This is a genomic window from Pelobium manganitolerans (assembly GCF_003609575.1).
Classification (GTDB): Bacteria; Bacteroidota; Bacteroidia; order Sphingobacteriales; family Sphingobacteriaceae; genus Pseudopedobacter; species Pseudopedobacter manganitolerans.
The window spans coordinates 73,043-86,466 of sequence record NZ_MBTA01000030.1; the positions used below are offsets into that span (position 1 = coordinate 73,043).

10 protein-coding genes are annotated in these 13,424 nt (G+C 41.6%); 7 read left to right on the forward strand and 3 right to left on the reverse strand.

All coding sequences use genetic code 11. The features are described 5' to 3' along the window. Positions 1–38: 38 nt before the first annotated feature. Positions 39–1,178, reverse strand: a complete 1,140-nt coding sequence (locus tag BCY91_RS16785; RefSeq protein WP_120183206.1) for a putative sensor domain DACNV-containing protein — start codon at positions 1,176–1,178, stop codon at positions 39–41. Positions 1,179–1,581: 403 nt separating this feature from the next. Between BCY91_RS16785 and BCY91_RS17500 the strand changes: the two genes are divergently transcribed. The 4 genes from BCY91_RS17500 (at position 1,582) to BCY91_RS16810 (ending at position 6,665) form a co-directional block, all read left to right on the forward strand. Next, positions 1,582–1,983: a hypothetical protein gene (locus tag BCY91_RS17500; protein ID WP_147387958.1), complete on the forward strand. Its 402-nt coding sequence runs from the start codon at positions 1,582–1,584 to the stop codon at positions 1,981–1,983. Positions 1,984–2,928: 945 nt separating this feature from the next. After that, positions 2,929–4,812, forward strand: a complete 1,884-nt coding sequence (gene htpG, locus BCY91_RS16800) for a molecular chaperone HtpG (RefSeq protein ID WP_120183209.1) — start codon at positions 2,929–2,931, stop codon at positions 4,810–4,812. 439 nt (positions 4,813–5,251) lie between these two features. Further along, on the forward strand, positions 5,252–5,821 hold the full coding sequence (locus BCY91_RS16805) for a transposase (RefSeq protein ID WP_120183210.1): 570 nt from the start codon (positions 5,252–5,254) through the stop codon (positions 5,819–5,821). A gap of 307 nt (positions 5,822–6,128) precedes the next feature. Beyond that, positions 6,129–6,665, forward strand: coding sequence for a hypothetical protein (locus BCY91_RS16810; RefSeq protein WP_120183211.1), 537 nt, complete (start codon positions 6,129–6,131; stop codon positions 6,663–6,665). A gap of 309 nt (positions 6,666–6,974) precedes the next feature. Here BCY91_RS16810 and BCY91_RS16815 read toward each other — a convergent pair whose 3' ends face one another. Together BCY91_RS16815 and BCY91_RS16820 are read right to left on the reverse strand one after the other, a co-directional pair. Further along, positions 6,975–7,541, reverse strand: coding sequence for a hypothetical protein (locus BCY91_RS16815; protein ID WP_120183212.1), 567 nt, complete (start codon positions 7,539–7,541; stop codon positions 6,975–6,977). Positions 7,542–7,833: 292 nt separating this feature from the next. Beyond that, on the reverse strand, positions 7,834–9,132 hold the full coding sequence (locus BCY91_RS16820; protein WP_147387960.1) for a hypothetical protein: 1,299 nt from the start codon (positions 9,130–9,132) through the stop codon (positions 7,834–7,836). 352 nt (positions 9,133–9,484) lie between these two features. Here BCY91_RS16820 and BCY91_RS16830 point away from each other — a divergent pair, with 352 nt between their 5' ends. From BCY91_RS16830 to BCY91_RS16840, 3 genes are all read left to right on the forward strand, one after another. Then, positions 9,485–10,030 (forward strand): hypothetical protein, encoded by a 546-nt coding sequence (locus BCY91_RS16830; RefSeq protein ID WP_120183215.1) that lies wholly within the window; start codon positions 9,485–9,487, stop codon positions 10,028–10,030. A gap of 163 nt (positions 10,031–10,193) precedes the next feature. Beyond that, complete coding sequence (locus BCY91_RS16835) at positions 10,194–10,985, forward strand: polysaccharide biosynthesis/export family protein (RefSeq protein WP_120183216.1); 792 nt, start codon at positions 10,194–10,196, stop codon at positions 10,983–10,985. A gap of 2 nt (positions 10,986–10,987) precedes the next feature. Beyond that, the gene (locus BCY91_RS16840; protein ID WP_120183217.1) at positions 10,988–13,402 is read left to right on the forward strand and encodes a GumC family protein; all 2,415 of its coding nucleotides are present in this window, start codon (positions 10,988–10,990) and stop codon (positions 13,400–13,402) included. The last annotated feature ends 22 nt before the right edge of the window (positions 13,403–13,424 follow it).

Sequence of the window (13,424 nt, forward strand, 5' to 3'; positions counted from 1 at the left end):
GCAATTGAATAATGAGTTTGGCAGACAAGCAGCCTAATTTACATCAATAAACTATCAATACGGTAAGCCTGTACCATTTGTTGCTGGGCGCTCCAGTTAAAAATGGTAAAATGTCCGTCTTGCGATGCTACCATGGCTAAAGCCTGCGGATGGTCGGCAATAAATTGCGCTGCTGCCAAATGCCGCGTACCGCCCAGCTCGTAAATGAATTTTTGGGTGGGCTTACTTCCTAAAACAGGTTCAACAAACAAAACTTTCTCTATGGTTTCTGCTTTTGCTTTACGCACTATTTTACAGCCGAAGGCATATAAATGGTGTTGGCTGCTCATCACCGTGGCGCCGTCTATCGCGGTTAAACCGGCAATGTTTTCAATCTCGTTACGTAAAGAAAGTTGCCAAAACTGGTCGTTGTGCATAGCAGTGTCGCTAGTCAACAGCAAGTGCAAAGCATCAAAGCTCGGATAAACAGGATATTGCAAGGGGTGCACCACAGATTGTTTCCAGTCATCAGACTGTGGCGGAACCACCAGCAACAAAGCACCGTGGCGGTGCGCCCGCATAGAAACCGCCAGCTGTATCTGCACGTTTACACCATCGTTAAAAGAGCAGGGCGCATGAATATCTAACAGCGCCGTTACCAAGGCGGGGCATTCTTGCAGGCGTCCGCAATCCTTGTTCAGCATTTTAATCTCATCACCCTTAAGCACGGCGATGTTGGTGTACTTGCCAAAACCTTGCAGGCGGCGGTGTTTAATCACAATTAGGCCCGGCTCAGAAACATCCAGCACAAAACAGTAATTGGGTATTTTAAGCACGGTACCCCAGATAAACAGCTCGCCGTTTTGCTCCCAAACGCCTAGGTGGATACCGGCTCTCTCGATACCCGGAGCCAATTTGGTAAGCGCACTTACGGTTAGGGGCAAGGTTTTGCCGAAGAGCAAAGGTTGCTCGGCCTGCTGTGGTGATAGAAACGCAATAGAGATACGTGGCGAGTGACCCTCTTCTTTCCGCAGGCTAGCCCAAAACGCCGCGTTAATGATTTCTTCAATCACGCCTGTACTGGGCGCTTTAGCAAAACCCGATTCGCCTTTAGCACCCGCCTGCGCGATAAGGTCGGAAAAATGTTGTTCGATACGTGGCGATGCCAGATGCGCCGCTTGGTAGGATGAGCTTGCCATAAGCCAAATTTAATTTTTATTAGGGGATGAAGGTGTTTTAGAAATTGAAATTACATGGGGTTAACAATTTTTAGATGATGTTTCTGAAAAAGATTTCTCGGGCGTCGAAACATCTCACTTTCCGCAGTCTTTGCGAGCCTCTTTCAGGCGAAGCAATCCCCAAGTTCCTTGGCACAGGCTTGGCTTCACCTTGTGTAATCTTTTCCCCCACACTTGGCTTTCCGCCGCTCATTGGCGCGGCATGCCTAGTCCTTTTTTCGGTAGCTTTTATTGTTTTCTATTGCCCTCAAGAATGCTACGCATTTGTCCTTGACGCAAAGGACCAAACGTCAAGGCTGACCTTTCCGCCTACGGGAAATCTTTGAACGCAAACCGAAGCCGTGCGAACGGAAGTACTTTAACAATGCTTCTACATCAATTCGGCGGTTTGCTCAGGGCATTGCAAGCACGAATGTTTCTGCAAAAGATTTTCCGGGCTTCACTTCCAAAACTCGGAAGGCCGTCTTTATTGCGTGGGACACTAAACGGGCTACTTTTTTTGATTTTTATTTTTTCCTTTCAATTATCCACTAAGTGTCCCGTCATGCGAGCGCCGGCGAGTGCCGAGAAAGAGCAAAAAACCGAAGCACTTCAGAACGAACCGCACCTCCAAGCCTATAGCGAAAGCGGTTTTGCGCGGGTTCGCATTGTCTTTTCGTTTACGCACTTGCCGCAAAAATCAGCGCTGTCGGTTTTTTGCTGTGCGGTGGATATGCGCCCAAAGGCACCTGTGCGCCAAAAAAGAATTTTGGTCCTTTTTTTCTAAAATTGCGAAGCACTCTTGAATGCCTTTAAAAACAACTATAAGAAATGAAAAAAGGACTAGCCGTCCGCCGGCAATGAGGCGGGAAAATATCAAACTATAAAACCTATTTATTTTGCCACCAACACTCGGCTTTCCGCCGCTCATTGGCGCGGCATGCCTAGTCCTTTTTTCGGTAGCTTTTATTGTTTTCTATTGCCCTCAAGAATGCTACNCGCATTTGTCCTTGACGCAAAGGACCAAAGGTCAAGGCTGACCTCATTTTGTTTGTTACGCCAACGGGAAATCTTTGAGCGCAAACCGAAGCCGTGGGAACGGTTGTGCTTTAACAAAGTCTCTGCAACAATCGGCGGTTTGCTCGCGACAGCGCAAGTTTTAATGTTTTTGCAAAAGATTTTCCGGGCTTCACTTCCAAAACTCGGAAGGCCGTCTTTATCGCGCGGGAGACTAAACGCGCTACTTTTTTTGATTTTTATTTTTTCCTTTCAATTATCCACTAAGTGTCCCGTCATGCGAGCGCCGGCGAGTGCCGAGAAAGAGCAAAAAACCGAAGCACTTCAGAACGAACCGCACCTCCAAGCCTATAGCGAAAGCGGTTTTGCGCGGGTTCGCATTGTCTTTTCGTTTACGCACTTGCCGCAAAAATCAGCGCTGTCGGTTTTTTGCTGTGCGGTGGATATGCGCCCAAAGGCACCTGTGCGCCAAAAAAAAGACTTTTGTTTCTTTTGGTCTCAAAAGAAATAGCCTCCCGCCGGCAATGAGGCGGGGAATAGTTACTTTAAAGATGAAATTGATCGCACAGGACACTAAACGCATTACCTTTTTTGAATCTTTACTTCTTCCTTTTGAATTTCCCATCCTGCCAAAATGACACCAGAAATCCCTTTGGAACAGGCATTGATAAATGTGGCTTGACTAATTTTAACAAAACATAACAGACATAATATCATGAAGGAAAAAGGAACAATTTCAATTCACACCGAGAATATTTTTCCCATCATCAAAAAGTTCTTATACTCTGATAATGAGATTTTCTTGCGCGAATTGGTTTCTAACGCGGCGGATGCCACCCAAAAAATCAAGCGTTTGGCCAGCTTGGGCCAGTACAATGGCGAACTGGGCGAATTGCAGGTAGATGTTTCTTTTGATGAAAAAAAGAAAACCATCACCATCTCTGACAACGGTATCGGGATGACGGCCGAAGATATAAAAAAATACATCAACCAGATTGCTTTCTCGGGCGCTACCGAGTTTGTAGAGAAGTTTAAGGATGCTAAAGATGCCAACGAAATCATCGGTAAATTCGGCTTAGGCTTTTACTCGGCCTTTATGGTATCAGAAAAGGTGGAAATCCAGACCCTATCCTACCAAGAAGGTGCGGAGCCGGCTGCTTGGATCTGCGACGGTAGCACCGAGTTCGAAATTAAAGACGGTAAACGCAAAACCCGCGGTACCGATGTTATTTTGCACATCAATAAAGAATCTGAAGAGTTTTTAGACCAGTTCAAAATCCAGCAGATTCTGGAGAAATACTTTAAGTTTTTGACAGTAAAACTGGTTTTCGGGACTAAATCCGAAAGCGTGGAAGACGGCGAAGACAAAGAAGGCAAAAAGCAGTACAAAACTGTGGAGGTGCCAAATGTAATCAATGGCGCTAAACCTATCTGGACTTTATCTCCGTCTGAACTGACGGATGAAGACTACCTTCAATTTTACAAAGAGCTGTATCCTTTCCAAGAAGATCCGCTGTTCTGGATCCACCTCAACGTAGATTATCCTTTTAACCTAACGGGCGTGCTTTACTTCCCTAAGTTGAAAAACGATATGGAGTTCCAGCGCAATAAAATCAAGTTGTTTAGCCGCCAGGTATTCATTACGGATGAGGTGAAAGATATTGTTCCGGAGTTTTTGATGTTGTTGCATGGCGTAATTGATTCGCCGGATATCCCGTTAAACGTTTCACGCAGTTTCTTGCAGGCCGATAGCAACGTGAAAAAAATCAACAGCTATATCACCAAAAAAGTTGCCGAAAAGCTGGGCGAGCTGTTTAAGAAAGACCGTGAAGGATATGAGGCAAAATGGTCGGACATTGGTTTGTTTGTGAAGTACGGAATGATCAGCGAAGAGAAGTTTTACGAAAAAGCCAAGGATTTTGCGCTGTTTACCAATACTGAAAAAAAGAACTTTACGCTGGAAGAATACAAGAACAAGGTTAAAGATACGCAGACTGATAAAGATGGCAACCTGATTTATCTGTACACAGTTGACCCTGCAAAACAAGATGGCTTTATCCAATCGGCCACAAAAAAAGGTTACGATGTATTGTTGATGGATACGCCTATCGACACGCATTTTGTAAGCCAGATGGAGCATAAGCTGGAAAAAACGCAGCTGAAACGTGTGGACTCTGCCACTGCAGATAAACTGATTGACAAAGGCGAGAAACTGGAGCATGTACTAAGCGAGGAGCAGAGCAAGCAGGTAAAAGAGATTTTTGAGAAAGCGATTAACAAGCCGGCTTACCAAGTAGAGGTAGAAGCTTTAAGTCCGGATGAACTGCCGGTAACGGTTACCATGGACGAGTTTATGCGCCGTATGAAAGATATGGCTGCTATGGGCGGTGGCATGAGCTTCTACGGCAATATGCCCGATAGCTATAAAGTAGCCATCAACGGAAACCACAAGTTGGTAAATAAAATTTTGGCTTCCGCCGATGAAAAAGAGCAGAGCGAGCTGGCTAAGCAGGCTTTCGATTTGGCTTTACTTTCCCAAGGTTTATTAACCGGTGCAGATTTAACCGCTTTTGTAAATAGGAGCGTGGGATTGATTTAGTTTGAGAATACAGAGCGGATGAGGAGTAAAGAATAAAGAGTAAGGAGCAAAGACCGCTTCTGCTAGTATAAATCCCTTTCGGAATTTAATGTCCGAAAGGGATTTTTCGTTCTAGCAGGGTCCTAGCAGGGTCTCTTGCAGAGGCTCCTGCGTATTTTGTCCTAGCAGGGTCTCTCGCGGAGGCTCCTGCGTATTCGTCCTAGCAGGGTCTCTCGCAGAGGCTCCTGCGTATTTTTGTCCTAGTAGGCGCTGTGCCAAATAACCCTGCGTATTTTCGTCCTAGCAGGGTCTCTCGCAGAGGACCCTGCGTATTTTTATATACCTTTATTCATGGCCGTTAGAACCGTTCACGATACTGTCGATAAAACATGGTTTGTCACCTCTCGTCCTAGCAGGGTCTCTCGCAGAGGACCCTGCGTATTTTTATGTACTTTTATTCATGGCCGTTAGAACCGTTCACGATACTGTCGATAAAACATGGTTTGTCACCTTTACTTGTTGTAATTGGATTCCTCTGTTCCAAATAACCAACTCTTACGATCTGATATATGGCTGGTTTAAACTGATAAAAGAAAAATATACAGTAGATACCGTTGCATTTGTGATTATGCCCAACCATGTTCATGCCATTCTCCATCTAAACGCGGTTCAGAATCTCAATACAATCATATCGAACGGAAAGCGCTTCATGGCTTATGAATTGATTAAGAGGTTAAAAGCAGGACAGCAAGATACGATTCTTTTAAACCTCGGGAGAGCCTGTTCCAACGCGGATAAGAAAAAAGGACAACTGCATAAGGTTTTTGAAACTTCTTTCGACGCGAAGCCTATTTTTACCGAGAAATTTCTGCATCAAAAATTAGACTATATCCACAATAACCCCGTTTCTGGTAAGTGGAATTTAGCACAGAGCTATATAGAGTACAAGCACAGTAGTGCAGGTTTTTATAACCAGAATTTACCGCATAAAAATGTCGAACTGAAACATTATCTGGATTTAGAAGAATAGCCTAGGCGCAGGGTCCTCTTCGAGAGACCCTGCTTGTACAGAGGAGTAAAGAACAAAGAGTAAGGAGCAAAGACCGCTTCTGCTAGTAGAAATCCCTTTCGGAATTTAGTTTCCGGTTACACTAGGATTTTTCTGGTTTGCGTGTGTCAGAAAAATCGGAAGTCTACAATTTTTCATCTACAAACGGCATTTCACACATGATTTATACGATATCTTCCCGAATTGCCGAAGCCTCTGTGCATCAGGCATTAGCCATAATATTTTTTAGGAGAAAAATATATATTTGCTAAAGTTTTAAATCACAGTTATGAAAATCAGCAACAAAATTCTTTTCTTGAGCGTGGCCGTAATGACCTTTATTTCATTGAGCTCCTGCAATAAAATTAAAGACGCCATTCACGCCGATGTAGATATTGACCAAGCTTCAATCGACATTACTATTCCTCCGATTGCCACTACCGAAGAAGGAAAGATTGCCGGTGCAGACAATATCTCGGCTGTAGATTTAAGCGAGTACAAAGGATTGAAAAGTGTGACTCTAAAATCTATAAAGGTAGAGCTGAAAGAGCAAGATCCGGAAGCCAATTTCAAAGCGCTTGAGAAAGTTTCTGTAGAGATCAGTTCTGCCGGCTTAGAGACTAAAGTAATAGCCGGCGCCACTAACACAGATTTTGTTACTAACAAATACACGCTTAATATCCCTGTAAGCGGTGCTAACATCGACATACGCAATTTCGTAAAGAATACATTTAGCTATACTATTAAAGGCAAGGCACACAGTAAAACAACCAAGGCTATTCCGGCAACAATTACAGCGGTTTATACCGTGAGATTTGGATTGTAGACCTCTACTAGCTGGAATAAGGAAATAGAATAATGGAATGACTGACTGGTTGGGGAAAGACTTACGATTTTTCTAATTTGGGGTACCAGAAAAATCGTAGGTCTGCCTGATTTTGAGCATAAGCATCTTCGTTCTTTTTTGGCGTCGAAACGTTAGAGCCTTTTCGTATTGTACATATCGGGCTCAACCTGTAAGTCATAAAATGAAGGTTAAGGAGTACTTTGGCTCGTTCAAAATATAAAAGCAAAACTCAAGAGCTATTAAAACTTTTGAGCTTTGCCTGGAAATATCGTTTGATAATTTTTAACTTTATTCAAGTTCTACTTCAAGTGTGGAGCTATTTCCGGGGATATCTGTTGCAATAAAAGTAATTATTGTACCAGCAATGGTTGCATTGACTGCTGTTGTTTGGTACTGCCAGTCTAACCCGTTAGGTAGTAACGCCGCCGCCCCGCTTTCTAAGATTGTGCCATCCACCTGTTTAATCTCTATGCTTACGGCTTCAACTTTTACGTCATCCAAGGCTTGTACTGTTAAAGTTTGCCCTGCTAAGCCTGTGTATGCACTTGTATTGGCTTTGCTAAGTACTGGCGGTTTAAAATAATCCGCGAAAGCGATGTTGTAAGCTGTTTTACCGTTGCCGGCTAAAGATTGGTACAGCGTTTTGTAAAGCGGATTTTGGACAGCACTTTTTGCATAAATTGCCGCCTCTTTAAACTTTTGCTGGCGTTTTAGTTGACCGGCGTTCGGCACCGCATTGCTTTTGCGCGGCCTTTGCGCCACCACCGTTTTACCGTTTACTTGTTTAAACACAAGCATTCCGCCTACCATGCCGCTTAGGCCATGGGTAACCACATTGTTTTTACTTTGTGACATAATGAAATGTTTTTAATCCCAACCGGCACCATGCCGATTGTTGAGACAAACGTAGGAGGTATTCTTGAGCGAAAATTATTTTGGCAGTAAGTGGCAGTAACTGGCAGAGCGTGGCAGCTAATTATGCAATTACAGAGGTTAGAAAGCGAGAAAACCGGTGGTGTACCGGGGCTTGTGTATTTAATTATAAACAAGCCCATACCAGTATCTAGCCTGTAGGTTCTCTGTACCAAGGTCATTGCAGGTTACCATATTTTTGTATGGAAAGATTTAAACAAGAGGAATTAATGGGCTATTTTAAAAACCTTCTGAGATGTATTTTTATTTCGGAGGCTTTGTGCAGATTTTTTGAGCCTATTTTATATACAGGCCAAAGGTGTTTATTGCGATAATAAGTTCTTTGGCTGATCTTTAGAATTTTCAATACCTGCTGCATATCTATCAACTCCTCCACATCTGTTTCTTGATGAGGTGCCATGCTTTTAAGTGCAGCAGGCAAAGTTCGTTGTGTCGCTTTTTCTACAGTAGTGGCTAAATTTTGACGAACTTGCATCTGCTTTAAAGCCAATTTTAAAAATTTACAAGTTTGTTTCAGTTGCGAAACTTCGTCTTTTAACAATTCGATTTCCTGATCTTTTGGTGATAGTGGCTTCGTCCAACCTCCCTGCGGAATTACTGTTTCTACACTAAGAGGCCGTTGCAGATAATCGAGGGAAGTTCTGTAAGTGCCGAATTCTGAATACTTGGTTAGATTTTTTAGTGAGATAGACTGGGCATTTTCTGCTTTCAAAAATCCTAAACCATCTCCTTGTAAACCCTGATAGTAGTCGCTTTTGAAAAAGTGTTCGTTTAAAAAACGAATGGTCCCATCACCGTCGACTTTAAAATTACGAGCCCAATGCTCATTTTTGTAGGCATCTAAACTATTGACACTCGTAGGTGATGATAATGGAAAAAGACTCGTTTGTGAGCTAAGATATCCTAGGTTGGTAAAATCGCTTAAAAAAGGTTTGCCTGCCTCGTATACATTCGCGGTGACTTTATATCCCTCATTCAAAAGAAAGTTTCCATGTATAAAGCTATCTGTTGAGTAATCGGAAGAAAGCAATCTTGCGATTGGCCTTTTGCAAACGTCTAGGGCACCGGTTTGATATAGCGGCCCCAAATCGGAGGATGTAAAAAGCGCGTTTATATCCGTTTCTACGGAATTAAAAGAGGCTATTCCGTAACCAGTATTGCCAAGAGAGGATATGGGAAACGTTTGGCTATCTATCGTATGGAATCCTGCAGAATAATTGTCCAAAAGCCTACCAATTGCGGTAGTGCAAACCTGTTCATGCAATTTTGGCGGTAATCCATCTTGAGACATGGCAAAATCACTTAAGCAAGCCGAAGCGGTTTTGCCCAGTAAGGGAGAAAAATTCGGTTCTGTGCCTAAAGCAAGGTTGTGGCTAAATAGATGTGTCGCAAGTGGTAAGGTTCCATTGCAGAGATCCGTTGATGAGATAGCCAGAAGGTTTGCTGGCACTATCACTTTCGCCGAACCTTTGGAGCTTTTTGTGGTTGTTTTGGTAGATGCTTTCTTTCTCATTGTTAAGGTTTTGTATCAAAAATAATAAAATGAGAGGTAACGGCGAATTTTAGTTTTTAACAGGTTTTTTTGGATATAAATTAGCGTTTGAGTAGACTCTCTTACACCAGGGAAGGCGACGCTCATATTGAATCTATTGTTTGACGATAGTTTTTCATCGTAGAATCTTCTGTTCTTGCATGTACTTGTGGAGTAGAATGGATGAAGTAAGTAATCGGAACGCATTAGGGGCTTTTCTATTTCGGCTGCGAGGTGATCTTCAAGAGAGCGCTTGCACAGAAGATTATGGCACAAAATTTTCTTAGGTTGTATTCATTAATGAACAGATTCAAGAATTTAAAAACAAGAAATCATGAAAAACTTTACTTATTCCCTTTTATTGTTGCTGCTGGCAGGAACCGTTCTCAGCTCATGCTCAAAAGATGATGATGAAGGACCTAAAAAAGAGTCCGTTTATACTACGGTGTCTTTAAAATTTACGAACAAGGCAAACGCAAGCGACACAAAAACAATTACCTACAAAGACATGGACGGATCTGGTGACATGTTACCTACGTTCAGTACGCTTACGCTTAAACCCAATGCAGAGTATGCCGTAGAAGTAACAGAGGTAAAAGACGATAGCACAAACCCTTCGACTGATTTGTTGAATATTATCAAAAGGGATAGTAAGAACTATTTGTTTGTTTACAAGGTTTTTGTAGCAAACCTGGGTTTTTCTACCACTAATTACGATAGTGATAATAAACGTTTCGGTACGGAGGCACGTGCAAACACAGGAGCAACAAGCAAGGGCAATTTCACACTAAAGCTGATTAAAAATCCCCTTTCTAAGGAAAATGCAGATTCGGACGGAGACGTGATGTTTGATTATACATTTCCAGTGGAGGTAGAATAAGATAATATTGCTTCGTTTAAATCCTCATAAAGTTATGGGGATTTTTATTTGTACAAAATCACTCTTTCATTTTCATGCGATAACTTTCTCGTTCAATAATAGTATACAAAAAGTTTATTATCTTACATTTGCCAATTAAAATAAGATTATCGTTGGTAGATTTATGAATAATCCCTCCAAGGTTGTAAGGAGAAGTCCTTTTAACCGGCTTCATTTTCTCATTCTATTAATATGTATCCCGCTTTTTTTTGCTTGTAGCAATAAAAAAGGGATTTTATTTAGAACGTCGGACGGCGTAGGCGTATCTTCAACATTCCCGGACTCATCCCTTGTAAAAAATCAGAATTTCCTGCCGATCATACAGCCAGGAGATAGAATTACGGTTACCAATTTAAATAACGAGTCTTTAATTAATGGAATGGGAGTTTCTACGCCGTTAAAAATCTCTTACGAAGTAGATGAAACGGGTAAAATTAAACTTCCGGGTGTTGGCGAGGTTACGATAGCTGGTCTAAAAATAAGAGAGGCCGAGCAGTTAATTACGGAAGCCTATAAGCAAAGCATTCTTGTTGATCCTTTATTCGTAATCGAAATAGTGAGTTCTAAGGTTACGTTATTAGGTGAATTTCTTAAGCAAGGGAATTTTCCGCTAATGAATAAGGAGACATCATTAATAGATGTGGTTGGTGATGCTGGAGGTTTTACCGCGCGGGCGGACAAAACTAAAATTAAAATCTTAAGAGGGGATAAAGCTAACCCAGAGATTATCGATGTGGATTTAACAAATTTATCGAGTCTAAAAAGTCAGAAGCTAAACCTCCAAAATCACGATATTATCTATGTGCAGCCGCGTGGGATTTATTTATTTGTCGATAAGTTATCACCAGTACTTACCTATGTTGGTGTTGGAACTTCTCTGATAAGTTTAATTTATTTGTTTACCAATAGTAGGTAAAGATGAGCGAAAGTCAGCAATCACGTCCCGTAATTAAACAGGAGTTAGACTATGTTAAGTTTCTCAAGATCGTTTTAAGCAGATGGTATTGGGTGATGGCCACTCTGGTATTATCGTTAAGCATCGCTTACGCCTATTTATGGTATACGCCTAAGAGATATAATGCGAACATTTATTTAAAGTTTGAAAACAAAGAATTAGGACTTGAGAAAATTCTGTCTACCAAACAAAATACGTCAAATAATATTACATCCGAAAGCTGGGTAATCAAGAGCAAGCCTGTTATGCAAAGAGCAGTCGATCATTTTGATTGGCAAGTAAGTTATTTTATCAATGGTAAGGTGAGGGTGTCAGAAATGTATCCTGATAAACCGTTTGTTGTTCATATTCTCGAACAAGATTCATCAAATTTTTATAGAGGCGAGATAAACTTCAAAACCACTCCCAAAGGGATCCGGATTACTTATGTTGTTAACGATACCGAAAAGATAGTTGTGTCAAAATATAATGCAAAAATCCAACTCCCGGGACTCGTATTTTATATAGAGAGGAACAACGATTTAGCGCATGACAAGCAATTTTTCTTTAAGATTAATGATAAAGCGGGTTTCGCCAGTAGAATTGCGAGCGGGATTTACATTTCTGAGGCAGAAAAAAATTCCAACATTGCATCAATAACCAAAACAGATGATAATCCCCTGTTTGCCCGAGATGCTCTAAACGCAGTTGCAAAGGAGTATTTACACCAGGACCAGCTAGCAAAAGCGCTGTCTTCGTCCAAGGTGATCGAATTTATTGATGATCAATTAAGTTATCTGGCAAAAAACGTTGGAAAAAGTGGCGAACGCTTGAAAGAATTTAAACAGGACAATAAAGTTTTAGAATTAGGAACTACCGCCCGTGTAATCTTGGAAAGTATTACGAATTCCGAAAAAGAACTAAAAGTAATGGAGATTGAGATGATTAATCTGCAACAACTAGAAAGCCAGATTAATACCAACCAGTCCACCATCGATTTAAACCTTAATTTTTCGGGAACGTTGGGTTCCTTGCTAGAATCACTAATGGAAGAATGGAATAGCTTACAGAGCCAGCGTTTAACCTTATTACAAACTTATACCACGAATTCTAAAGCAGTAAAAGAGATAGATGAAAAGCTTAGTTTAATCAGAGAAGCAGCTAAAAACAATATATCCGAGCGGAAAAAGAGTTTTAAAAAGATAAGGAAGTTAAAGGAAGAGTTTTTAGCGGAGAGTTATCAGAAATTGAAAGCTTTTCCAACACAAGAGCAGGAATTGTTTAATTTGGAACGAGATTATCAGGTAGCCAATAATATATTTACACTGTTATCAGAAAAAAAATTAGAATCGCAAATAGCAAAAGCCGCCATTCTACCCGGCGCCTCCTTAATTGATTCTGCACAATACAATCCAATCCCCATCTCTCCTAATGCGGCCACTACCTGGAAATTTGCCTGGATTGCGGGTTTAGCCTCCGGAATAGGGCTCATATTTCTAGTCCGTGTATTAAACCCATACATTTACGATAAGGAATTTGTGGAAAGCTTAACCAATACGCCGATTTTAGGTTTAATCCGTCATTATCCGGGTAAAATTGAAGAGAAAGGCAGTCAGCTACTCAGTATCATCAAACCTAAATCTCTGTTTGCGGAATCGGTGCGGTCCGTGAGGACCAATTTGAGCTTTGTGGCGGGGGAGAAATCCAGTAAGGTCATCTGCATTACGTCCGAGATATCCGGAGAAGGAAAATCATTTGTGTCTCTAAACATCGCCGCTTCTTTAAGTTTGATCGACAAGAAAGTGATTTTAATAGCGGCGGATTTACGTAAATCTAAAATCCATCAAAACTTTAAGCTGAAAAACAAGGAGGGATTAAGTACCTATTTGGCCGGGCAAAGTGCATTAAACGAAATCATCCACCCGAGCGGTCAGCCCAATCTGGATATTTTAGTGGCCGGTCCTGTACCTCCAAATCCGGCCGAGTTGATGTATAAAGAGGAATTGAAAACGTTAATCGAAGAACTCAAAAAGAGCTACGATTTCGTGATTTTTGATACCGCCCCAATCGGTTTAGTATCCGATGCGCTTCCGCTGATCCGAATTTCCGACATCAATCTGTTTGTCATCCGCACGGGTAAATCGAAAACATCTGCGGCCTCTATTCCCGATCGTATTTCCAGCGAGTATCAGCTAAACAATACATTCATTATCCTCAATGATTTTGTGCAGGATCACTTTTATTCGCATTACTATACCACCAAATATTCCGATGGCTATTATGGCTATTATTACTCTAGCAGTACCTATGATGGCGCCGGTTACTACGATGACGAAGGCGTAAAGCGTAAATGGTGGAAACGTAAACTTGGGCAAATTAAAAAGAAGGTAAGCGGTTAGCTTAAATCTTGAACATTCCTAG